Raw genomic sequence first — 21,744 nt, 5'->3', positions numbered from 1 at the left:
CTCAGGAGATGGGGTGGGGGTGCCAGCGCGTCGCGGACTCCTGCCAGGGCACGCCCGCGACGCGCTGGATGTCTCCGCCGACACGACGGTCGAGGTCGCGCACGAGTCGGATGATCAGGTCTTCGAAGCGCTCGCGCTCGGCATCGCTCCACTCCGCCAGGGCGCCCGCGAAGTCGTCCTCGCTGGCGGCGACGATGCGCTCGGCGACCGAGCGCCCGTCCGGCGTGAGCGCGATCATCGTCTCTCGACCGTCGACGGGATTGGTCATGCGGCCGACGAGACCGGCCACCTCCAGCCGGCGCACCACCTTGGAAAGGTTCGACCGGCCCGTGTCGACGGCGTCGGCGAGCTCCGTCGGACGCGTGGCACCGCGGTACGCGAGCTGGTTGACGACGAGGAACGCCAGCATGTCGCCCTCGAGCGGGAATCTGCTGCGCCGCAGGAGGTCTTCGCGACGGGACCCCGAGGAAGCCCACGTGACGATCGCCTGCATCGCCGCTCGCGCATCCAACCCGTCGCCACCCACCACCGCTCGCATCAGGTCGGGATCGGAGGCGAGCAGGACGGCGTCGGCAGGAGGGCGGGGCATGGGGCCATTCTCTCCGGTCGGGCGGAGGAGCATCCACCTCGGGGCCGCGGATGCACCGGGGCGACCGCGCCACGTGCTCATCCTGGCGGGCGAGATGGCCTCGACGTGGTCACACAGCGGGATCCGTCGACTGCCACAGGTCGATCGCTACGACCGCTCCGTCGTCCCGCCGATGGAGAGCGGCGACGACCGCGTCATCCTTCCAGGACGCCTGGGTCGGTGGGTCACCTTCGTCCGCGAAGTGGATCGGCGGCGCCGTGATGGAGCCGGAGTCGATCGTGACCCGCCAGTGCACGCGACCTTGTTCTGCGCCGTCGACCCTCTCCAGGGTTCCCGCCAACGCTCCGCGGCCGATGTGGAAGGACGTCACCAGAAGGGCCAGCGAGGCGAGCTCCCCCGTCGCCGACGACACCGGCTCCACCCACCACAGATCGCCCAGATCGATCGAGGGGCCGAGGTCCTGGCGCCCCGGCGCGACACCGGGAACGGTGAAGAGCAGGTTGGCGCACCCGGCCTCGTCGATGCGTGTCTGGTCGTCGACTCCACCGAGCTCCACACTGCCCGGATCCACGTCGTAGCGTCCCCGCGCGATCACCTCGGAACTCGTCATGACGAGAGCATAGGGATCTCCCTCAGGACGCGTGCGAGGTATCCACCTCGCACCCCCGCCACGACGCGCCGCGACATCGATAATGGGGTGGACCGCAGCGCAGCCCCGCGGTCGGTGGCGAGGGAGACGACGTGACGGCAGACGTGGTGTGCGCAGCCATCGCGGCGCGCATCGACGAGACCGGTTTCGGCGCGCACGGACTGCACGTGCTCGTCGGCGACGATGTGTCCGAACGCCGCTGGGCGCCGGACGTCCGGGAGGACATCCATTCCGTCGCGAAGGGCGTGTGCGTCCTGGCGGCGGGGATGGCTGCCGACGAGGGACTCCTCTCGTTCGATGAGCCGGTCGCGGCTGCTCTCCCGGATCTGCCGACGGGGTCGGGCGTCGAGCACGTCACGCTCCGCCACCTCCTCACGATGACGAGCGGCATCGATCTGCCGTGGTCAGAGACGATGATGACCGACTGGCCCGACCTCGCGCGGGAGTTCCTCGGCCGACCGTCCCGGGGCCGCGTGTTCCAGTACTCGAACGCGAGCACGTACACGGCGATGCGGGTGCTCGCCGCCTCGGTGGGAGACGTCGCCTCCTTCCTCGAACCGCGCCTGTTCGCACCGCTCGGCTTGACCGACGTGTCCTGGGACCGGTGTCCGAACGGCTTCGTCGTCGCCGGAGCCGGCCTCCGCCTGCGCACCGAGGAGATGGCGCGCATCGGACGCCTCCTCCGCGACCGCGGCATGTGGCAGGGGCGAGCACTGGTGTCGGGCGAGTGGATCGACGCGATGCACACCGACATGGTGCCCACCGGTTCGGCGCCCGCCTACGACCGCTACGGGCTCAGCGGCTGGGGCGGTCCGGGACCGGCGTGGCGACTCCACGGCGCCCACGGCCAGTTGCTGATCTTCCTCGGCGACGCCGTGGTCACCATCAGCGCCCACGACCACGTCGGTGCCGATGCGATCGCCGAGTACGCCGTCAGTCAGCTCGAGGCCCACGCCGCGACGTGAACACGGCCGGACCGACGGGCCGGAGGCATCAGCGTTCGCGGAAGTAGCGGAAGAGGTGGCGTTCACGCAGGCCGGCGAGTCCGACCCATGCCCCGCCGATCGCTCCCGCGAGCGCGAGGACGGCGCTCTGGACGGCATGCCACATCAGCGGGACCGCGATCGACGGCGCGCTGACGATCAGGGAGACCGCGACCGGGAGGACGATGACCATGGCGATCCCGGCGAGGACCGTGACCTCGATCACCGTGATGGCGTACTGGTCGGCGGGACGCACACCGACGTGACGCGCCGAGGCCAGCTCGAGTCGTCTCCCCCGCACGTGAAAGGCCACGGCGGCGGCGATGAGGAGGGCGGCCGCGATTCCGGCCCCGCTCCAGATCACACGCTCGGTGTCCGCGCTGAAGCGCGCACCCAGGGTCGCGTTGGCCTGGAGAAGCGTCGGTCCTGCGGCGGCACCGGCGCCCCCCGGGACCACGACGAGACCGGCGAGCGACTCGACGATCGGCGTCTGGGGCCACACCGTCACCCAGCATTCGTCGAAGAGCCCCGACGATGCCGGGGCGTCGCCGACGATCGCATAGCCGAGCCCGGCGACGCGACCGTCGTCGGGATAGGCGAAACGCCCGGCCACCGGCACCCTGCCGCGCTCCGCGAGCGACAGCGTCTCGCCGTCACGCCAGCCGACGGCATCGGCGACCTCGTCGGACAGGAGCAGCCCGGCGCCCGTGCCGCTCGCCCCGAGCACACCGGCGAACTGCGGGGTGCTCTCGAAGTAGCGGACCGTCGTGCTCGGCAGCAGCGCGAGCGTGAGCCCTTCGCGCTCCCGGAGCGCACCGGCAGCGGTCACGTTCTCGAGCTGCTGGAAGGCCTCGCAACGCAGTCCGTCGATACGTCCTTCGGCCGTGACGATGAGGGTCGCCGCTCCGGAGCGCTGATAGGCGACGGCCCGGGCATCGGCCCGGAGGAGCGCCAGCTGGGGAACGAGGACGCCGCACGCGGTGAGGACGATGACGACGATCAGCAGAACCCTGCTCCCCCCGACCCCGGCGATCAGGTTCCGGTACGCCTCCCCCCAGACCGAGGCCAGCGCCATGGATCCCTTGCGAGCGTTCACGAGGAGAGGCCCAGGTCGATGTGGTCGGTACAGGCGTCGCGCGTGCCGGGATCGTGAGTGGCGATCACCACGATGGCGTCGTTCCCGGCCAGCGCCTGAAGCGCCTGGTTCACGGCGGCGGAGGTGACCGCGTCGAGCTGCGCCGTCGGTTCGTCGACCAGCAGCAGCGCCGGATGCGCGGCCACGGCTCGCGCCAGCAGGAGGCGCTGCGCTTCGCCGCCGGACAGCGCCGAGAAACGGGTGTCGGCGCGATGCGCCAGCCCGAAGCGCTCGAGCAGTTCCGCCGCCTCCGCCTCTGCCTCCGGGCGGGTCGCGCCCGCCGCAAGGAGCGGAAGGGTCACGTGATCGAGCGCGCGACGCTGATGGACGCCGTGCGGGTTCTGGAAGACCCACACCGTGGGCCCGTCGAGGTCGCGCCGGAGCTCGCCCTCGGCGGGGGCGACCCCGCCGGCGAGGATGCTCAGGAGCGTGGTCTTTCCCGACCCCGAGGGGCCGGTCACGGCGTACGTGTGACCGGCCTCCAAGTCGAGGTCGAGGCCGCGGAAGAGGAACGGCTGGTCACCGAACCGGTGCCCCAGGCCCGACGCCGTCAGCCGCATCGCGCCCCGTCGGGGTGCGCGAGGGCCACGTCGGACAGTGTCGTGTCCGGGCCTGTCGGACGCACGAAGGACTGACCGAGCTGGGAGGCGAGGACGTCGATGGGTACCGCTGTGCCGTCCTCGACGACGCAGCGGACGTCGCCATCCTCGATGATGGCCCGAGGGGGGACGGCGTACGCGGTCACCGGTTCCGCCAGCATCAATTGGCCGCTCACCGTCTGATCCGGCGAAACGTGACGCGCCGCGGCGAAGGACGGAGTTGCCGCGAGCCGGTCCACGTCTTCCGCACCGAGTGCGCCGGACTCATCGACGGCGAATGTCTGATCGTCGACGAGGACGACCCGCTCCCCCGGCGCGAGACCGTCGGGAAGCGGGGTGACCTTCGCTCCGAGCACCAGCGCCGGAAGCTCCGCGAGGACCGTCCCGCCGCTCACCCGCGCTCCGACGGGCGTCGGGCAGGCGGTGGCGGCGATCTCCGGCGCGGGCAGCCAGCCGATGCGTGCCGGGTCGGCGCTGTCCACCGCGTCAGGGTCACCGCCGGCCTTTTCGACGAGGTCCCGGAGCACGCCGAGTGTCTTCGCCGTGAACGCGTCATCGGGCGTGAGGTCGCCGCCGAGCCGGGCGAGCTCCTTCTCCAGGGCTCGGACGTCGGCACCGGTGGACCCGGGCGCGAGCTCTCGCCAGAGAGGAACAGCCGTCGCGAGGAGGAGCACGTCATCGCCGTCGATCTGGAACGGAGCGGTCCCGGATCTCAACGGCTCGCCGGGCTCGCACGCCGACGCCGTCAGCAGGCCGCTGCGGTCAACGGTCACCGTGCGCGGCGTACCGGCTTCGATCCCGATCTCGACCGCGCGTTCATCGGCGAAGGTTCGACCCGAGACCGGGAAGCTGTCGTCCGTTTGCGCCTGCTCGAGAGAGGCCGGCAGCGGAAGCGAGGTCACGGCGATCCCGATGGCGGCGCCGAGGCACAGTGCGGCACCGCCGATCACCGCGACCGTTCCTCTGTTCACCACTGTGCTCCCCCGGTCTCTCGTCATTGTGTACCAGTGACCCCGAACGGATTCTCCAGACATGCCGACGCCAGTGCCTGCTCGGAAAGCGGCGGCGAACCGGACAGCAGTTTCTCTCGGGTGTAGTCCGCTTCCACCAGGCCTTGTTCTCTCAGGCAGTCGACGACACCGTCGTTCCAATCGCGAGATTTCGGATTCAGCGTCTGATCCCGATATACCGCGTCGATCACCATAAGAGTTCCACGCGCGCACTCATCGGAGATCATCCGATCCTGCTCGAGACGGTCATCCGTCGCCTGATCTCGCGGACGCGTGGTCGCCAGCCTGTACATGCCGAACTCGTCCCGCTCAGCGGTGACCGTCAGCCCGCGACCTTCGGCGCACGTACGCCACGCGGCAAACGCCTCGTCGTACTCCGCCTGCGACACGGCGCCATCCTCGAGGACAGCGGTCTCGAAGTCGGAGAGCGTCGTTCCGGCGAAGTCCTTGAGCACACGGTCTACGCGTGCGTCACCGCCCCCGTTCTCGGCTGCGCATCCGCCGACGCCGATGCTCGCGCCGATGAGGATCAGCGCGAGCATCGAGCGACGTGCCTGTCGGCGCGTCACCACGACACGTCGAACCCGCCGCTATAAGGGTATCCGTTCGACGCCGTCACCGTGGAGTAGCCGCTGGAACGCCACGCGCCCGTGTAGGTCGAGACGACCCCCGTCGACGGGTTGAGACGCGAGATGTAGGCGCGGATGGAGGAGCATGTTCCCCCGGTGCGGGCATAGCTCGCCGTCGTGTCCGAGCGCGATCCGATGACGTCGCAACTGGCCGCCGCCGCCGGCCCCGCCGGGCCTACGGCGACAAGTGCGCCGGCCGCAAGCGCGGCTGCGGCGGCGAATCCCGCGATTCTCTTCTTCATCGACACCATTGTCATTCCTCTCGATCCTTTGCGCACGCGACGGATCGCCACATCCGCGATGCGCTCCACACTATGTGAGAGCGATATGTCTGTCGAGGCCCCCGAACGGATCGACATTCTCCGCGAATTCAGCGGGAATACGCACGGATGACGACAAAGGGCACACGAAGGCGAGCGATCACGGGAATCTCGAACCGCTCGACGGAATCGACGAGAAGAGGGCTCGCTCCCACCGCGCGCTCGGTATCGCGGAGAGGATCACAGCCGTGGTCGAGCAACCTCGACCACGGGCGCACCATCCGTTGCAGGCGGTACGACCCGGTCCCGGGGCGTGCCGCGACGTGGTCGGCCAGGACCACTCGACCCCCGGGCACCAGCACTCGGGCGACTTCGTCCAGGACCCGTGCCTGATCTCGCACACTGCAGAGGACCGTGGTCCCCAGCACCGCATCCACGCTGGCGTCCGCAATGGGGATATCCTCGGCGGGGGCCGCCAGGGGTGGGGTGTCGTGCCCATGACGGCGCGCCGCCGCCTCGAGCGCTCCCCGTCGCCGCGGAGACGGCTCCAGCCCCCACCACTGGACGTCTGCACGCAGCTGGGCGAAGTTCGCCCCGTATCCCGCCCCGATCTCGAGCACGCGCCCACGCAACTCGCGCACTGCCGCGTCGCGGGCAGCGACGTAGGCGCCCCATCCACCACCTGCGGAGACGCCCTGTGCCGCGGACATCACGAGCGGAGCCCGTCGGTGAAGAGGTCGACGAGCGTCCGGGCGAAGGCGTCGGCATCCAGATCGGGATCGTCATACCGCGCTTGCGGATACCCCTTGCCCGCGCAGAACACGGCCTGCGCGACCCACTCCTCGTGAAGCGGACGCCACGCGCCCGCACCGCGGCCTTCTCGCAGAGCGCGTCGCAGCGGATCGATCAGCGGCGACTCGTCGAAGGCGCACGTCGTCGCAGGTCTCCTCCAACCTGCGGCCAGCTGCCACAACGCCGCCACCGCGGTCCGATGATCGTCTTGCCAACGAACGAACGCGAAGAGGTAGGAGGACAGAGCCGCCACCGGAGACTCGGCGGCGCTCACCGCTCTCGCGAGCGCCGTCGCGCAGTCATCGAGGATCGTGTCGCACACGGCCGCGAGCAACTCGTCCTTGTCGGCGAAGTGATAGCTGATCATCCCCGGACTCGACAGCTCCGCCTCCCCGGCGATCCGACCGAATGAGGCCTTCGACAGCCCTTCCCTCTCGATCACACGCACGGTCGCCTCGATGATCTGAGCCCGACGGGCTTGCGACGTGATCGACAGCTTTGTCTGCATGAACAAAAATTAGCACAACTGAACAGCCGCGACGCGCCCTGGATCGCTTCGACGCCGGGGACACCACGGCGGCACCAGCGACCCACCCCGAGGAGGTCAGTCCAGGGAATCGTCGAGCCTTCGCCCGAAGCACACCGAGTTGTCCGAGCCGGCATACGAGCCGAAGAGCGGGATCGGCTGATACCCCTCGCGCTGATAGAAGCGGATCGCATCGGGCTGCGCAGTTCCGGTCTCCAAGACGAGGCGGCGCGCACCCAGACCGCGCGCTTCACGCTCCAAGGCACGAAGCACCGCGGTGGCGACACCGGTGCCGCGCGCCGAAGGCACGGTGTACATGCGCTTGATCTCGACCACGCCGGCGCCGAGCACGTGCTCGGCGAGGGGACGCAATCCGCCGCAGGCGACGGCGACCCCTTCGGCGTCCTTCGCCACGAGGAAGACCGGAACATCTGCGGCCGACGGGGGCACCCCCGGTTCGTGGTCGCTCACGCCGTAGCGCGCGTCGAGCTCCTCTCGCTGCGCGCGGCGGAGGCGGTCGGCCTCCGGGTCGTCGAAGGGGGTCGTCGTGATGGTCCAGCGCATCGCAGTCCTTTCCGTAACATTCGTTACCGTAACACCTGTTACGCTCACCTCATGCCCCGACACCGTGACGACAGCGCCCACCGCGCCCGACTCTCGGAGGCGGTGTTCCTGACGCTCGCCGAATCGGGCCCGGGGGGTCTGACTCTTCGCGCCGTGGCGGCCCGCGCCGGGTGCACCACCGGCCTGGTCCTGCACACCTTTCCCGACAAACGGGCACTTCTCCTCCACGCGCGCGATGTGCTGCACGAGCGCACTCGGGCACGAGCCGAGGCGCTCGAGGCGGATGCCCCCGACGCGGCGACCGCACTGCGAGCGGTCACGACCGGAGCGCTGGCCCTCGACGCGGAACGCTTGGCCGAGGCAAGGGCGTGGGTCGCCTTCCTCGCCGCCGCCCTCGGCGACCCGGTTCTGCGGGCGAAGCACGTCACGAACAGTCGCGCCTTCGTCGAGCGGCTGACGCGCCTCCTCCGCGAAGCCACCGGGGCACCCGCTCCCGACCGCGAGGCGCGCGCCGCGGCCCTCGCGGCCAGCGTCGAAGGGATCACGGCTCTCGCGGTGGGCGACCCCGAGTTCTGGAGCCCCGAGAGGCAGCGCGCCGCACTCGAGACGGTGCTGGACTCCGCGCTGGCAGCATAGCGAGGGCCGTTCGCCCCACCCTCGCAGGACGCCCCGCCGCTGGAACGTCCACCCTCAGACGAGGCCCGCCTTCAATGCATCGAGATGTGCCCGGCTCTCCCGGGCAGCGCTGTGGGGCTGACGGTCGACGACCGCGGCGACGACGGCCGCGTGGGCGTCGTGGTCACCCGCCGCATCGGCGACCGGACGCAGACGCAGCATGTCGATCATGGCGCGGCGACTTCGCGGGACGAAACCGTCGAAGAGCTCCGTCAGCACCTCGTTGTGAGCCGCGACCACGATGGCGCGATGCAGCGCCATGTCGGCATCGACGTGCTCCTCGAGGCTCTGCCCGGGCACCGTCCGCGCGCCGAGGGCCCGCCGGATCGCCCGCAGGTCTGCCGGGGTACGGCGGACCGCAGCGAGAGCAGCCGCCTCGACCTCGATCGCCGTCCGCGCCTCGATCACCGTGAGGATGTCCGCGCGGCGTACCACCTGCTCCCAGTCTTCCTGCGCGTCGAGCGAGGTCACGTAGACGCCGGAGCCGTGGCGGGAATCGAGCACGCCGCGGCCGGCGAGCTGGCGGATGGCCTCTCTGACCGTGGAACGCCCGACACCCAGCTGCGGGGCGAGCGTCGTCTCTCCGGGGAGCTTCGCTCCCAGCGCCCACTCCCCCGATCGGATGCGTGCGAGCAGGGCGTCGGCCGCCTGATCCGCGAGCGGGATCCGCTTCAGCTGTGTCACCTCATCTCCTCTACTTGTCTGAGGACTTGTGTTACAGTCTAGCCGTGATCCCGCGTTCCTTCCTCCTTCTTCGCCGCCGCGGCGGGGCGTAGCGAGACCGGCTCCCCGTCGTGGAGCCGAACCTGTGCCGGTCTGTCATTCTCCAGACCTCGAAGGAACCTGCCGTGCCCACCACCTCCACCGCCGCCTGGAACCGCCAGCGCCCCTCCGGCATGCCCGCCCACCGCTACACCGATGTGTACACGCGCGTCGATGTGCCCCTCGCCGATCACGATCGCCGGTGGCCCACCCGCCGGATCACCGCGGCTCCCCTGTGGGTGCCGGTCGACCTCCGCGACGGCAATCAGGCCCTTGCGGAACCGATGGACCCCGAGCGGAAGCGCCGACTGTTCGAGCTGATGGTGCGCATGGGCTACACCGAGATCGAGGTCGGCTATCCGTCAGCGTCGCAGACCGACTATGACTTCGTGCGGCTCCTCGCCGAGACCGACATCGCGCCCGACGACGTCACGATCGTCGTGTTCACCCCCGCCCGTCGCGACCTCATCGAGCGCACGGTCGAGTCGATCCGTGACGTCCGGAACCCCGTCGTCATCCACATGTACGCCGCCACCGCACCGATCTGGCGCGACACGGTGCTGGGCAAGGATCGCGACGAACTGCGCGAGATGATCCTCGCGGGCGGCCGGGACGTGTGGGAGCTGGCGGGACATCTTCCGAACGTCCGCTTCGAGTTCAGCCCGGAGGTGTTCACTCTGACCGAGCCGGACTATGTGATCGAGATCTGCGACGCGATCACAGAACTCTGGCAAGCCACCCCGGCGCGACCCGTGATCCTGAACCTCCCCGCGACCGTCGAGGTCGCGACCCCCAACGTCTACGCCGACCAGATCGAGTACATGGATCGCACCCTTGCCCGTCGCGATGGGGTGATCCTCTCGGTGCATCCCCATAACGACCGCGGAACGGGCATCGCGTGCGCGGAGCTCGCTGTCCTCGCCGGAGCGCAGCGCGTGGAGGGGTGCATCTTCGGCACCGGCGAGCGCACCGGCAACGTCGATATCGCGACACTCGCCCTCAACCTCTACACGCAGGGCGTGGATCCGATGATCGACTTCTCCGACATCGATGAGATCCGCCGCACGGTCGAGTACTGCACGCGCATGGAGATCCACCCCCGGCACCCCTATGTCGGCGATCTCGTGCACACGGCCTTCAGCGGCACCCACCAGGACGCGATCAAGAAGGGCATGGCGGAGCACCGCGCCCGCGCGCGCGTCGAGGGCCGCAGCGAGCGGGAGATCGCGTGGCGGGTGCCCTACCTGCCGATCGACCCGGCCGATATCGGGCGCACCTACGACGCCGTCATCCGCGTGAACTCGCAGTCGGGCAAAGGTGGCATCGCCTACCTGCTCGAGGCCGAGTACGGCATCGAACTCCCCCGCCGGCTGCAGATGGATCTCTCCCGCCGCGTGCAGCAGTACACCGACACGACCGGCGACGAAGTGACCGCGAGGGACATCTGGGGGATCTTCTCGGCCGCCTATCTGTCCGACGCCGACGACCGCGCGGTGCGACTGACGGCGATGCACCTCGATGAGGCGGCGGGCCGCACGGAGCTCACCCTCCAGGTGGACGGCACCGAATCTCACTCGACGCACCAGGACGCAGGCCCGATCGAAGCGCTGGCAGCCGCGTTGCACGCCCATGAGATGCCGGTGGAGATCCTGTCGCTTCACCAGAGCTCGATGCGCTCCCGTGCGGACGCCGACGCCCTTACGATTCTCGAGTACCGCACCGCCGACGGCTCGGCCTGGACCGCGGGTCGTGACCGCTCCAGTCTCACCGCCACCCTCGACGCCGTGATCCGCGCCGCGAACGCCGACGCCGGGGCCCGGACGGCGGTCGCCCCATGACCACCGCAGCAGAGATCGTCGAGTCGGACCACGCTCAGATCGTGACCGCCGTCGGGTTCTCCTCATCCAGAGGCTCGGCCCGCGCGGCGAGAGCGGCGATCACGCCGATCATGTCGAGCCCGCCGCGCCCGGCAGCCTCCGCCTCTTCATAGAGCTTCCGACTCGCGGTGATCAGCGGGTGATCCGCGCCGACGTCGTGAGCGGCATCCTCCGCGAGACGCGCGTTCTTGAGGACGTCGGAGATCGCCGCCTGCGCGGACAGGTCGTCCGCGGTGAGCTTCTCGGCCTTGCCCCGGGAGACGACCGAGGCCATCGGCCCCGCCGCCAGGATCTCTCGCAGCAGGTCGAGATCGGCGCCGGCACGGGTGGCGAAGTGGAAGGTCTCGGCGAGCCCGGTGACCATCGTGATGAGGAAGGTGTTGACCGCCAGCTTCATCGCGAGGGCCGAGGGGACCTCCCCACATCGGAACGTCTGCGCACACATCGCCGCCACTACCGGCTCTGCGTGCGCGACGGCGTCGGGGTCGCCGGCGAGCATCCCGACGAGCGTGCCTTCGATGGCGGGGCCACGGGAGCCGGAGACGGGCGCCTCGACATACCGGCCACCAGCCTCACCGACCTCGCGCGCGAGAGAGCTCGAGAAGGCGGGCGTGAACGTCCCCATCTGCACGACCGTGCGACCGGCGACCATCTCGGTGAACGGCGCACTGCCGCGGCGGAGCACGTCATCGACGGCAGCCTCGTCACGCAGCATCAGAACGACCGTCTCGGCCTCCGCGAACACACCCGCCGCATCGCGTGCCGACCGCGCGCCGATCGACACCAGCTCGGCCATGGGTGCGGCCGACCGCGCCCACACCACGACGTCGAACCCGGCCCGCACGAGACGGGTGGCCATGGGCACGCCCATGATGCCGAGACCGATGAAACCCACCGTGCGTGCGGTCATGCGTCGTCCTTCGTGTCGTCGTCCATCTCGTCGGTGAGTGTACGAGAGATGCCGCCGGCAGACGATGTCACCGACGCGTCCAACCTATTGACTTTCGATAGATATCTATCGAAACTCGATATATGAATCCCGTTATCCCTCGCCCGTCCGCCGGACTGGTCATCGCCACGCACGTCTTCCTCGGCCTGCTCTTCGCCATCGGGCTCGTCGCCGGAGTCTGGCTCCCCGGCGTCTCGGCGAGCCTGGCGGAGAGCTTCCCCGAGTACGCCGGACTGCAGACGCCCCTTCTGGCCGTCGCGATGTCGTTCACGATCCTCGGGCTCATGACTCTCGTGGTGATCGCACTTCTCGTCCACCGCATCTACACGGGCGCCATGCTGACGCGCCCGTCGCTGCTGTGGGTCGATGCGATCGTGGTGCTCCTGCTGCTCGGCGTCGTGCTGATCGTCACCGCCGTGGTCGTCATCGCGAACGGCCAGGCGGGAAGCCCCTTCCTGGGCCTCGTGCTTGCTCTCGCGTGCCTCACCCTGGCAGCACTGGCCTTTCTCACGCTCGTCCTCCGGTCACTCCTGCGCGGCGCGATCGGGCTGCGCGCCGAGCTCGACGAGGTGGTCTGATGGCCATCCGCATCACCATCGACCGCATGCTCGCGCAGCGGGGGATGAGCGTGGGAGAGTTCGCCGAGGCGATCGGCATCACTCCCGCGAATGTCGCGGTGCTCAAGAACGGTCGCGCGAAGGCCGTCAGGTTCTCGACCCTCGATTCGATATGCCGCGTGCTGGAGTGCCAACCGGGAGACCTGCTGCACTACGAGGACTGACCCCGTCTGCGCGGCCGCGAACCTCACGCCGTCTCGGCGATGCGACCGATCTCCTCGCTCACGATCGCCCGCACGCTCTGCTCATCGCCGTCGCCGTGCAGCAGATGGAGGGCGAGCCCGTCGACGATCGCGTGCAGCCGACGCGCCGTGATCACCAGCTCGGGATCCCGCGCCCGCCCCGTGAGGAGCTCGACCAGCCGCACGCACACCTCGAGGAGCTGCGCGTGCGCGTGGTCGCGGATATCGCGAAGGCTCGGCTGGGCCGGACACTCCGCCACGAGGGCGAGGTTCACTTCCAGTTCCGCCCGACTGTCGGGATCGAGAGGCAGAAGTCGCGAGATGACGTCTCGCGCATACCGCTGAGGATCGTCGGACCACGGGGTCGCGAGGACGCGTTCCGTGGCCCGTTGCACCATCAACTCCGCCGAGAACGACAGCAGCTCAGCCCGCGTCGGGAACACGTGCCGCAGGGATCCCACGACGAGGCCGGCCTGCTCGGCCACGGTTCGCACCGAGACCGCCGAGATCCCCCGGTCGAGGATCACCTGCCACACCGCCTCGGCGAGCTGCGCCTTGCGCGCGGCGAGGTCGATGCTGCGGGACATGGAGCGACTGTAGCACGACCGTGCTACAGTAACGAGGAACTAGCACAGTCGTACTACAACGGGAGGTGGGCTCATGGCTCGAAGCTCACGTGTCGCCCGGCTGGTCTCCGGCGCCGCGGCGCTCGGCATCACCCTGACGATGGTCGGCTGCGGGGTCGTCGATGACACCCTCGCCGGCCTCACCGGCGCTCCCGCCTCGCCGTCGCCCCTCGCGTCGGACCCCGGCACCACTGCTCAGCGATCGATCGTCGTGACGGTGGAGATCGACAGCGATGGATCGACCGCCGAAGACCTCGCCGTCGAGATCCGCTCCCCCCGCAACCCGCAGAGCCTGTTCGAAGACGCGGTCTCCGTGCCGTTTCGGCGCGAGTTCACGGTGTCGACCGACGCGTTCTTTCCCCTGCGGGCGACGACGGTCGAGGTGCACGCCGGGCCGGGCGCGACGTTCGTCCGGTGCCGCATCCTGGTCGACGGCGTGGAGGTCGCCTCCCGTCGCTCCGAAGGCAGCCGTGCCACGGCGACCTGCGAGCGGCGCCTCCAGCTCGGACCGTCGTGATCGACGCCGGCGCGGCCGGCACGCTCGTCGTGCTGGCCCTCCTCGACTCGACGAGCTTCGGCACGCTCCTCATCCCGGTCTGGCTTCTCACCGCACCGGGCACGGTGCGCATCGGACGGATTCTCGTCTACCTCGCCAGCGTCGCCCTCGCCTACCTCGCGCTGGGAGTCGTCCTGCTGGTGGGCGCCCGAGCCTTCCTCGACGCCCACGCCCACACCCTTCACTCGCCCGTCTTCCTCATCGGCCAGCTCCTCCTCGGCATCGCGCTCGTCGCCGTCAGTCAGCTGATGGACACTCGGCGAGCCCGGGCTCGAGCCGCGGAGCGCGCCGCAGCCGGCGGCGGTCGGCTCGTCCGCTGGCGCAGCCGCATCATGGGCGAGGACGACCGTCGGTCAGCCTCGACGATCGCCCTGGCCGCTCTCGCGCTCACTGCCGTCGCGATCGAGGCCGCCTCGATGCTGCCGTACCTGGCGGCGATCGGGGTCATCACCTCTCAGGGTCCGGCCGGACCGGCCTCCATCGTCCTGCTCGCGGGCTACTGCCTCGTCATGATCGCGCCCGCTGCCTGCCTGACCATCGCCAGACTCGTCGCGCACGACGCGCTCCAGCGCCCCCTCACCCGCCTCGATCAGTGGCTGACGCGTCACGCCGCCGCGACGACGGCCTGGATCGTGGGGATCGTGGGCTTCCTGCTCGCCGCGCACGCGATCTTCGACCTCGGCTGGTTCACGGCGTGACCGAGGATCTCTCGACCGGCATCCACAGCTCGGTGGTCGCGGTCTGGAAGTCATCGGCTCGCTCCACGACGGCGACGATCGACGGCCCCGGGCGCAGGAGCCAGGGATTCGAGGGGAACCACTCCGACGCGGCAGCGGCATAGGTCGTCTGCAGCGCATCGGGGTAGGGACCGCTGGAGCGGAAGACCACCCAGGTGCCTTCGAGCACATCGATCGCATCGAGGCCGTCGGGCGGCGTGGTGGCGGCATCGACCGCGACGCCGTGCAGATAGGTGAGCTCGCTCCCCTCCCGGTAGTCCGGGTCGACGCCGTCACTCACCTGAAGGAGTCCAGCCGGGACGGTGTTCGACAGTTCCTTCAGCCGGTCGTGCGCGCCGGGGTCCAACGATGCGATGTGCGCTTCGATGTGCGGGTTCCGGCCGTGATGGATCAGCGGCACGCGAGCGGCGTATCCGATGAGCCGGAAAGCCGGCCGGTCAATCAATCGGGTGTCCATGGAGGTGTTCCCTTCGACGGTCAGGCGAAGCCTGAGGTGCGGTTGTGATCGAAGGGGGCCGCCGTCACGCCGAACCTGCGCGGGGGTGACTCCGTGGACGGCCTGGAAGGCCCGCCCGAACGCCTCGGTCGAGCCGTAGCCATAGCGCACGGCGATCTCCAGGAGCGGTGCCCCGTCGATCACGTCCGCGGCGGCGACGGTCATCCGCCGTCGTCGCACGTACTCCGACAGCGGCATGCCCGTCAGCGACGAGAACATCCGGCGCAGGTGGTACTCGGTCGTTCCGCTCGCGTTGGCCACACGGGCCACATCGATCTCGTCGGACAGATGCGTCTCGACGACATCGATCAGTCGGTTGAGCTCAGCGATCACGGCGACTCCCTTCTGCGTCCATCCTGCGGACCGCGCGGTGCGCGCACCCGATCGTTGCGGACCGATGCGATCATTCTCGGTCCTCCGCACTCGGCCCTCGCGGAACGAGGGCGAAGGCGCGTGCGGGAAAATGAAGCCATGCTCCGGTTCGACCCCCCGCTCTGGGATCGGGCGCCTCTTCTTCCCTCGATCATCGCGAAGCCCTACGTGCTGACCACCAACGTGGTGCCGGCCGACAGCGGGCCGCGGGCGCGTCTCATCGCCCCGCCCCACACGCATCCCGACCCGGTGCTCGTCTGGTGCCAGCGCGGGGCCGTGTGGCTGCACCTGCGCGATGCGGTGAGGCGCCTCGCGCCGGGTCGCGGCCTCTGGGTGCCCGCGGGCGTCGCTCACACCGCTCATCAGGAACAGGGGTCGGTGGCGTGCTTCACCTACGTGTCGGCGGCCGATTCCGGCGAGGACGACGACCGGCCTGAGCCGGTCGCCCTGCCGCGCGCCGTCCGCGAGATGCTCCTCTACCTCGACGTGGCAGAGGTCGCGCCCGGGGTCCGCCTCCGCATGCAGGAGGCTTTTCTCCCCCTCCTCCGGGCGAGCGCTCCCGATCACGACGCCGACCGCGGCCGGATCCCGCTCCCCTCCGACGAACGCATCCGGGATGTCGTCTCCGCCGTGCTCGACGCGCCCGACGCGCGGCACAGTCTCACCGAGCTCGCCCGCGCACACTCCCTGCACGAACGCACCATCGCGCGGATCTTCCAGAGCGAGGTCGGCATGTCCTTCGGGCGCTGGCGCACGCTCGTGCGGATGGTTCGCGCCGAGGGAATGCTCGATGACGGCGCGACCGTCGCCGCGGCGGCCGCCGCGAGCGGCTACGACAGCGTGAGCGCCTTCGCCGCGGTCTTCAAGGCGCATTCCGGGCGCACGCCGCGCGAGTACGGCGCGGAAGCCGCCCGCGCAACCGCCTGACGCACTCTGCACCTGTCCGAAAGGCGACGAACTTGGTCCCGTTTGCGCGCATCGCACCGTCGGGCGCTCCGTACGGTTATTAGGACAGCCTTACCTAGCCCCGGGATCCACCCGAGTCCCGATGAACTCCCCAAAGGAGCAGAATGTCGCCTGCACGCGCGCGCCGACGTGCCCCGCTGATCACCGCCCTCCTCGCCGTCGCCCTCGTCATGTCGGGGTGCGCCGGAGAGACCGCAGACTCCGGCGCATCGGCGCCGGAGAGCGGAGCCGTGATCGAACACGCCCACGGCCGCACGACGGTACCGGAGCACCCGCAGCGGGTCGTCACCCTCGGCCTCATGAGCGCGGACATCGTCGCCGCGCTGGGCGTCAACCCCGTCGGAGTCGAAGAGCTGTGGGGCGCGAACGACAACGGCTATCTGCCCTGGTTCGACGACTACATCACGGCGAACTTCGACGAGCGCCCGACCGTCATCCCCGCCTTGGAGGACGGCCCGAACTACGAGGCGATCCAGGCCTTGGAGCCTGACCTGATCCTCGGCCTGTACACGGGCATCTCCGACGTCGAGTACGCCCGGCTGAGCGAGATCGCACCGACCATTCCCTACATCGACGGGCCCTTCGATCCGGGGACCTGGCAGGGGATGACCGAGACGATCGGTACCGCCCTCGGCAAGGAGGACGAAGCCGACCGACTCGTCTCCGAGACGGAGTCCTTCATCGAGGAGCTCGTCTCCTCCCATCCCGTCATCGAGGACAAGACCTTCGTCTGGGGGCTTGCGCTGACTCCCGGAGACCCCGGCATGGGCGCCTACCTCGCCTACGACGCGCGGGTGCGGATCACCGAGGCACTCGGTCTGGTGTCGACGCCGTACATGGAGACCCTCGAGAAGACCTCGGAGGGAAACCTCTGGTACTCCGGGGTGAGCCTGGAGAACCTCTCGGACGTCCCTGCCGACGTCTTCATCGCGTGGCCGAACAACGGCATCAGCGACGTCGACTACTCGCTCGCCAATGAGGTGTTCCTCTCCTGGGATCCGATCGCGAGCGGTTCCTACGTGATCTTCACCGAGCCCGCCTCGGCGGCGGCGATCACCGCGCCCACCGTGCTGTCGATGCCGTACATCCTCCCGGGCTACATCGACCACATCGCGGCGGCGCTCCAGGGCACCCCGTGGGTGGAGGGCCGCTGACGCGATGGGCCGTTCACCCGCGGAGGTTGCGGCAGACGAGACCTCGTCCCCCGCGCGCAGGGGGCGCGGGGGCTCCGTCGACCCCGTCCGCCGCACGGGGCCTCGCCTGATCGGTCTCGTCGTGGCGGTGGGGGTGCTGGCCGCCGCGGCGTGCGCCTCCCTCATGATCGGAAGCCGTGCGATCGACACCGCCACCGTGTGGGAGGCGGTGACGGCATTCGACGGCGGCAATGCGGAACACGTGCTGGTGCGCGAACTACGGCTGCCCCGCACCGTGATCGGGGTCGTGGTCGGTGCAGCGCTGGCCGTCTGCGGCGGACTGATCCAGGCTTTCACCCGCAATCCGCTCGCCGACCCGGGGATCCTCGGCGTCAACGCCGGTGCCTCCCTCATGGTGACCTTCGCCGTCGGGGTTCTGGGCCTCCAGGATCCCGCCGGCTACGTCGCGTTCGCGATGCTCGGCGCGTTCGCCCTCACGATCGTCGTCTACGCGCTGGGTTCCGTGGGACGCGGCGGGCCGACTCGCCTGAAGCTGACATTGGCCGGCGTCGCGCTCGGCGCTGCGTGCTCGGGGGTGACCAGTGCGCTGGTGCTGGAGAACGAGACGACGATGCAGGCGATCCGCTTCTGGGGCGTGGGCTCGATCGGCGGTCGGAGCCTGGCCGAGGTCGCCCGGGCGATGCCTCTCATCGTCGCGGGACTCGTCCTGGCGATGATGTGCGCCCGGGCGCTCAACGTGCTCGCTCTCGGAGACGAGCTCTCCCACACACTCGGCGCGCGCCCGCAGCTCACGCGGGTCGCCGTCGTGATCGCGATCACCGTGCTCGCAGGGACCTCGGTGGCCGCCGCAGGACCCATCGCCTTCGTCGGCATCATGATCCCGCATGCCGTGCGGTGGTTCACCGGTCCCGACCAGCGGTGGATCCTCGCCTACTCGATGGCCCTCGGCGGCGCGTTCCTGCTCGTCGCCGACGTGCTCGGTCGCCTCGTGCTTCCCAGCGGGGAGCTCCGCGTGGGCATCGTCACGGGGCTTCTCGGCGCCCCGGTGCTGATCGCGCTCGTTCGCCGTCACCGGGCGGCGGCCCTGTGAACGCCCCGCGCCCGGGATCGATCAGCCGCGCGAAGGTGAAGCAGGGCCGAGCAGAGACGGCGTCACGCGTCGACTTCGGCGAACCGATGTGGCGGCTGCGCGGGGGAAACCTGAGCACGCGCATTCCCCTCCGCAGGGTGCGAGTGAGCGCTCTGCTGCTCACGGCAGCGATCCTGTGCGCCCTGGTCGCGATGACCCTCGGCGCGTCGGAGCTCTCGCTGGGGCAGGTGTGGGGAGCGCTGAGCGGATCCGAGTCCGCCGCGACGGAGCGCGTGGTGGTGCAGTGGCGCCTCCCCCGGGTGCTGTTCGCCTTGCTGTGCGGCGCGGCGCTGGCCTACTCGGGTGCCGTGTTCCAGACGCTCACCCGTAATCCGCTCGGTTCCCCCGACGTGATCGGGTTCGCGACCGGCTCCTACCTCGCGGTCGCCTACGTCACGGCCGTGCTCGGCGCCCAGCTCTACCTCGCCAAGGCCGGCGCCGCGCTCGTGGGCGGCTTCCTCACCGCCCTTCTCGTCTACGCCCTCGCCTTCCGCAACGGCGTGTCCTCGTTCCGGCTCATCATCGTCGGGATCGGCGTCTCGGCCGCGCTGTCCTCGCTCACGTCGTGGATCCTCCTCAGCGTGAGCGTGGAGAAGGCGATGGTGGCCGCCACCTGGGGCGCGGGCAGCATCGCGTCGCTGGGATTCGATCAGTTCTGGCCCGCCCTTCTCACCTTCACCGCGCTGCTCCTTCTCGGACTCCCCCTCACCCGCTCGCTGCCGATGCTGGAGCTGGGAGACGACCTCGCCGCGGCCAGCGGCGTCCGCGTGGCGCGGGTACGACGGCACGCACTGCTGGTGGGCGTCGGAATGATCGCCCTCGTGACCGCCGCAGCCGGGCCCATCTCGTTCATCGCCCTGGCGGCTCCGCAGATCGCGCAGCGACTCACCCGCGCCCAGACCCCGATGCAGCCCGTGACCGCGATGTGCACCGGTGCCCTGCTCGTGGTGCTCGCGGACGCGCTCGCCGTCGTGTGGGAGCTTCCCGTGGGCGTCGTCACCGTCTCGGTCGGCGGCCTCTATCTCGTGTGGCTCCTCGCCCGGGAATACCGCACCCGCGGGTGAGGACCCCGGCGCCCGGCTCGCCGGGCGCACACCATCCCCTTCCGTCGTCACCGCGGCGGAGAAACCACCCCCACCAAGGAGAACCCATGATCATCCACCGCGGCGTCGTCACACGCGTCGTCCCTCTGTCCTCGCACCTCGTCCGCGTCACGCTCGGTGGACCCGGTCTGGCGGGATTCCTCAGCACCGGCTCGGGCGACGAGTACGTCCGCATGTTCTTCCCGCACGGCGAGGACCCCACCGACGTGGTGCTGCCCGAGCCCGACGGCGACTGGTGGAAGACTCCCGAGGGCGCCCCCGAGGCGCCGATGCGCACCTACACGATCCGCGCGGCGCGCCCGGAGTCGGGGGAGATCGACGTGGACTTCGTGGTGCACGACGACGGAGTGGCGGGGCCCTGGGCGTCGCGCGCACAGCCCGGACACGTCCTCGGGGTGAACTCTCCCACCGCGCTGTACGAGCTCCCGGCCGACGCCCGGTGGCAGTTCCTGGCCGCCGATCTCACCGGTCTCCCCGCCATCGCGCGGATCGTGGAAGATGCGACCGCGACGGTTCGTACCCGCGTGGTGGTGGAAGTGCTGAGCGAGGAGGAGGCCGACCTGATTCCGCAACGCCCCCACGTGGAGGTCACCGCCGTGATCGGCGGGAACGGCGCCACGCCGAGCAGGATCGGCGAGATCGTGCGAGGCGAGGCACCTCGCTCCCTCCCCTTCGACACCGGGTACGTGTGGGTGGCCGGTGAGACCGCGGCGCTGCGCGACGCTCGCAAGTACCTCCATCGTGAGCTCGCCATCGCCCCCGATCGCTTCAAGGTCGTGGGCTACTGGAACCGCCCCGAGCCCGATCGCACCACGAGGCGTCGCCGCGCGGTCAGCGCGCGTCGCTGAATCGGCGGAGGTGCTCCGGCGACAGCGTCAGGGAGCGTGCAGCCAGGGCTTCCTCGAGGTACTCCATCCGGCTGGCACCGACGATCGGTGAGATGCCCTGCGCCATCATCCAGGCCAGCACGACCTGGTTGGGGGTGGCACGGAGCTCCGCGGCGGTCTCGGCGAGCACCCGCAGAACCCGATCCGTGCCGGGGTGGGCGTATGCCGGTGAGAACGGCCGGTCGTCGCGGGTGTAGCCCCCCATCATGAGCGGGGAGTAGCACCACAATGCGAGACGCTCGGACTGGGCGAAGTCGAGGTCGTCCGGCTCGAGGAACTTGTGTCCCTGCTCGGGCACGGTGGTGCCCGGTCGGGGCTGCACGAGTGAGTGCCGCAGCTGCAGCGCCGACCACGACGCGACCCCCAGGTCGCGCGCGATGCCTCGGGCCTGCTGAACGCGCCAGGAGGCGTGATTGGCGGCGCCGATCCGTGTCGCCCTCCCGCCGGCCACCACCTCACCGAAAGCGGCGACCGTCTCTTCGAGACGGACGCTCCGGTCCTCCGCGTGCGCCCAGAGGAGATCGACGTGGTCGATGCCCAGCCGCTCGAGGCTGCCGGTCACGCCCCGCCGGATGGCGTCGGCGGAGAGTCCCTCCGCACTCTCGGGCCACGCGTGCGCCACCAGGGGGTCTTGGCGCACCTTGGTGGCGATCCCCACGCGGGACCGGACGCCGGGATTCTCCCGCAGCCAGGCGCCGAGCACGCGTTCACTGGCACCGCCGAGGCCCGTCGGGTCGGTCCAGAACGAGTAGCAGTTGGCGGTGTCGAGCCAGTATCCGCCGGCCTCCACGAACCGGTCGAGGAGACGGAAGGCGGTGCGCTCGTCCACGCGCGTGCCGTAGTCCATGGTGCCGAGGACGATCTGCGGGCTGTCATCGTGAGTGGTCATGACGCCATCGTGGATGCTGGAGCGCGCTCCA

General features: G+C 70.0%; 27 protein-coding genes. 12 read left to right on the top strand and 15 right to left on the bottom strand.

All coding sequences use genetic code 11. The annotated features are described in order from the left end of the window. Position 1 precedes the first annotated feature (1 nt). Complete coding sequence (locus AVP41_RS00500) at positions 2 to 589, bottom strand: MarR family winged helix-turn-helix transcriptional regulator (RefSeq protein ID WP_067159233.1); 588 nt, start codon at positions 587 to 589, stop codon at positions 2 to 4. 109 nt (positions 590 to 698) lie between these two features. Next, the gene (locus tag AVP41_RS00495) at positions 699 to 1,199 is read right to left on the bottom strand and encodes a hypothetical protein (protein WP_067159230.1); all 501 of its coding nucleotides are present in this window, start codon (positions 1,197 to 1,199) and stop codon (positions 699 to 701) included. A 131-nt stretch (positions 1,200 to 1,330) separates the two neighbouring features. On the opposite strand from AVP41_RS00495, the gene AVP41_RS00490 reads away from it, so the two are divergent. Further along, positions 1,331 to 2,203: a serine hydrolase domain-containing protein gene (locus tag AVP41_RS00490; RefSeq protein WP_067159227.1), complete on the top strand. Its 873-nt coding sequence runs from the start codon at positions 1,331 to 1,333 to the stop codon at positions 2,201 to 2,203. Between the two features lie 28 nt (positions 2,204 to 2,231). Here AVP41_RS00490 and AVP41_RS00485 read toward each other — a convergent pair whose 3' ends face one another. The 8 genes from AVP41_RS00485 to AVP41_RS00450 form a co-directional block, all read right to left on the bottom strand. Then, complete coding sequence (locus tag AVP41_RS00485) at positions 2,232 to 3,317, bottom strand: hypothetical protein (RefSeq protein ID WP_157532352.1); 1,086 nt, start codon at positions 3,315 to 3,317, stop codon at positions 2,232 to 2,234. Next, entirely contained in the window at positions 3,314 to 3,916 is a 603-nt protein-coding gene (locus AVP41_RS00480; protein WP_067159220.1) for an ATP-binding cassette domain-containing protein, read from the bottom strand. Before AVP41_RS00480 ends, AVP41_RS00485 begins: the two co-directional genes overlap by 4 nt. Further along, entirely contained in the window at positions 3,907 to 4,926 is a 1,020-nt protein-coding gene (locus AVP41_RS00475; protein ID WP_157532351.1) for a hypothetical protein, read from the bottom strand. Before AVP41_RS00475 ends, AVP41_RS00480 begins: the two co-directional genes overlap by 10 nt. A 23-nt stretch (positions 4,927 to 4,949) precedes the next feature. After that, positions 4,950 to 5,507 (bottom strand): hypothetical protein, encoded by a 558-nt coding sequence (locus AVP41_RS00470; RefSeq protein ID WP_157532350.1) that lies wholly within the window; start codon positions 5,505 to 5,507, stop codon positions 4,950 to 4,952. Positions 5,508 to 5,530: 23 nt separating this feature from the next. Continuing rightward, positions 5,531 to 5,836 (bottom strand): hypothetical protein, encoded by a 306-nt coding sequence (locus AVP41_RS00465; RefSeq protein WP_157532349.1) that lies wholly within the window; start codon positions 5,834 to 5,836, stop codon positions 5,531 to 5,533. Positions 5,837 to 5,964: 128 nt separating this feature from the next. After that, positions 5,965 to 6,564, bottom strand: coding sequence for a class I SAM-dependent methyltransferase (locus AVP41_RS00460; RefSeq protein ID WP_067159207.1), 600 nt, complete (start codon positions 6,562 to 6,564; stop codon positions 5,965 to 5,967). Further along, positions 6,564 to 7,154 carry a TetR/AcrR family transcriptional regulator gene (locus AVP41_RS00455; RefSeq protein WP_067159204.1) on the bottom strand — a complete coding sequence of 197 codons (591 nt, stop codon included), beginning with the start codon at positions 7,152 to 7,154 and terminating at the stop codon, positions 6,564 to 6,566. The genes AVP41_RS00460 and AVP41_RS00455 overlap by 1 nt, the downstream gene beginning before the upstream one ends. Before the next feature lie 96 nt (positions 7,155 to 7,250). Beyond that, a complete protein-coding gene (locus AVP41_RS00450) occupies positions 7,251 to 7,736 on the bottom strand; it encodes a GNAT family N-acetyltransferase (protein ID WP_067159201.1) in 486 nt (161 codons plus the stop codon). A gap of 51 nt (positions 7,737 to 7,787) precedes the next feature. Here AVP41_RS00450 and AVP41_RS00445 point away from each other — a divergent pair, with 51 nt between their 5' ends. After that, the gene (locus tag AVP41_RS00445; RefSeq protein WP_067159198.1) at positions 7,788 to 8,372 is read left to right on the top strand and encodes a TetR/AcrR family transcriptional regulator; all 585 of its coding nucleotides are present in this window, start codon (positions 7,788 to 7,790) and stop codon (positions 8,370 to 8,372) included. Between the two features lie 54 nt (positions 8,373 to 8,426). On the opposite strand, the gene AVP41_RS00440 is transcribed toward AVP41_RS00445, so the two are convergent. Beyond that, positions 8,427 to 9,095: a FadR/GntR family transcriptional regulator gene (locus AVP41_RS00440; RefSeq protein WP_067159195.1), complete on the bottom strand. Its 669-nt coding sequence runs from the start codon at positions 9,093 to 9,095 to the stop codon at positions 8,427 to 8,429. A gap of 212 nt (positions 9,096 to 9,307) precedes the next feature. On the opposite strand from AVP41_RS00440, the gene AVP41_RS00435 reads away from it, so the two are divergent. Beyond that, positions 9,308 to 11,011 (top strand): 2-isopropylmalate synthase, encoded by a 1,704-nt coding sequence (locus tag AVP41_RS00435; RefSeq protein WP_067162641.1) that lies wholly within the window; start codon positions 9,308 to 9,310, stop codon positions 11,009 to 11,011. A gap of 34 nt (positions 11,012 to 11,045) precedes the next feature. Here AVP41_RS00435 and AVP41_RS00430 read toward each other — a convergent pair whose 3' ends face one another. Next, positions 11,046 to 12,026 carry an NAD(P)-dependent oxidoreductase gene (locus AVP41_RS00430; protein ID WP_269454411.1) on the bottom strand — a complete coding sequence of 327 codons (981 nt, stop codon included), beginning with the start codon at positions 12,024 to 12,026 and terminating at the stop codon, positions 11,046 to 11,048. Between the two features lie 56 nt (positions 12,027 to 12,082). On the opposite strand from AVP41_RS00430, the gene AVP41_RS00425 reads away from it, so the two are divergent. After that, positions 12,083 to 12,577 carry a DUF2975 domain-containing protein gene (locus tag AVP41_RS00425; protein WP_067159189.1) on the top strand — a complete coding sequence of 165 codons (495 nt, stop codon included), beginning with the start codon at positions 12,083 to 12,085 and terminating at the stop codon, positions 12,575 to 12,577. Continuing rightward, positions 12,577 to 12,780 carry a helix-turn-helix domain-containing protein gene (locus AVP41_RS00420; protein ID WP_067159185.1) on the top strand — a complete coding sequence of 68 codons (204 nt, stop codon included), beginning with the start codon at positions 12,577 to 12,579 and terminating at the stop codon, positions 12,778 to 12,780. Before AVP41_RS00425 ends, AVP41_RS00420 begins: the two co-directional genes overlap by 1 nt. 23 nt (positions 12,781 to 12,803) lie before the next feature. Here the strand turns inward: AVP41_RS00420 and AVP41_RS00415 are convergent, their stop codons facing one another. Next, positions 12,804 to 13,385, bottom strand: coding sequence for a TetR/AcrR family transcriptional regulator (locus tag AVP41_RS00415; protein WP_067159182.1), 582 nt, complete (start codon positions 13,383 to 13,385; stop codon positions 12,804 to 12,806). A gap of 73 nt (positions 13,386 to 13,458) precedes the next feature. Between AVP41_RS00415 and AVP41_RS00410 the strand changes: the two genes are divergently transcribed. Both AVP41_RS00410 and AVP41_RS00405 read left to right on the top strand, forming a co-directional pair. After that, positions 13,459 to 13,941 carry a hypothetical protein gene (locus AVP41_RS00410; protein WP_067159179.1) on the top strand — a complete coding sequence of 161 codons (483 nt, stop codon included), beginning with the start codon at positions 13,459 to 13,461 and terminating at the stop codon, positions 13,939 to 13,941. Further along, the gene (locus AVP41_RS00405) at positions 13,938 to 14,678 is read left to right on the top strand and encodes a GAP family protein (protein ID WP_197464229.1); all 741 of its coding nucleotides are present in this window, start codon (positions 13,938 to 13,940) and stop codon (positions 14,676 to 14,678) included. The genes AVP41_RS00410 and AVP41_RS00405 overlap by 4 nt, the downstream gene beginning before the upstream one ends. Here AVP41_RS00405 and AVP41_RS00400 read toward each other — a convergent pair. Continuing rightward, positions 14,668 to 15,546: an AraC family transcriptional regulator gene (locus tag AVP41_RS00400; protein WP_067162637.1), complete on the bottom strand. Its 879-nt coding sequence runs from the start codon at positions 15,544 to 15,546 to the stop codon at positions 14,668 to 14,670. The two genes, AVP41_RS00405 and AVP41_RS00400, sit on opposite strands and share 11 nt — an antisense overlap. 138 nt (positions 15,547 to 15,684) lie before the next feature. Between AVP41_RS00400 and AVP41_RS00395 the strand changes: the two genes are divergently transcribed. The 5 genes from AVP41_RS00395 to AVP41_RS00375 all read left to right on the top strand — a co-directional run bounded on the left by AVP41_RS00395 (position 15,685) and on the right by AVP41_RS00375 (position 20,785). Continuing rightward, positions 15,685 to 16,512: a helix-turn-helix transcriptional regulator gene (locus AVP41_RS00395; protein WP_067159176.1), complete on the top strand. Its 828-nt coding sequence runs from the start codon at positions 15,685 to 15,687 to the stop codon at positions 16,510 to 16,512. 143 nt (positions 16,513 to 16,655) lie between these two features. Next, positions 16,656 to 17,705 (top strand): ABC transporter substrate-binding protein, encoded by a 1,050-nt coding sequence (locus AVP41_RS00390; RefSeq protein WP_067159173.1) that lies wholly within the window; start codon positions 16,656 to 16,658, stop codon positions 17,703 to 17,705. Between the two features lie 4 nt (positions 17,706 to 17,709). After that, positions 17,710 to 18,795, top strand: coding sequence for a FecCD family ABC transporter permease (locus AVP41_RS00385; RefSeq protein WP_067159170.1), 1,086 nt, complete (start codon positions 17,710 to 17,712; stop codon positions 18,793 to 18,795). Next, positions 18,792 to 19,898 carry a FecCD family ABC transporter permease gene (locus AVP41_RS00380; protein ID WP_231902633.1) on the top strand — a complete coding sequence of 369 codons (1,107 nt, stop codon included), beginning with the start codon at positions 18,792 to 18,794 and terminating at the stop codon, positions 19,896 to 19,898. The genes AVP41_RS00385 and AVP41_RS00380 overlap by 4 nt, the downstream gene beginning before the upstream one ends. Positions 19,899 to 19,984: 86 nt before the next feature. After that, the gene (locus tag AVP41_RS00375; RefSeq protein ID WP_067159167.1) at positions 19,985 to 20,785 is read left to right on the top strand and encodes a siderophore-interacting protein; all 801 of its coding nucleotides are present in this window, start codon (positions 19,985 to 19,987) and stop codon (positions 20,783 to 20,785) included. On the opposite strand, the gene AVP41_RS00370 is transcribed toward AVP41_RS00375, so the two are convergent. Further along, the gene (locus tag AVP41_RS00370; protein ID WP_067159164.1) at positions 20,769 to 21,713 is read right to left on the bottom strand and encodes an aldo/keto reductase; all 945 of its coding nucleotides are present in this window, start codon (positions 21,711 to 21,713) and stop codon (positions 20,769 to 20,771) included. The two genes, AVP41_RS00375 and AVP41_RS00370, sit on opposite strands and share 17 nt — an antisense overlap. Between the last annotated feature and the right edge of the window lie 31 nt (positions 21,714 to 21,744).

The sequence above is a fragment of the Microbacterium sp. TNHR37B genome (assembly GCF_001620065.1).
Lineage (GTDB): Bacteria > Actinomycetota > Actinomycetes > Actinomycetales > Microbacteriaceae > Microbacterium.
This window is presented reverse-complemented; position numbering and strand designations above follow the sequence as displayed.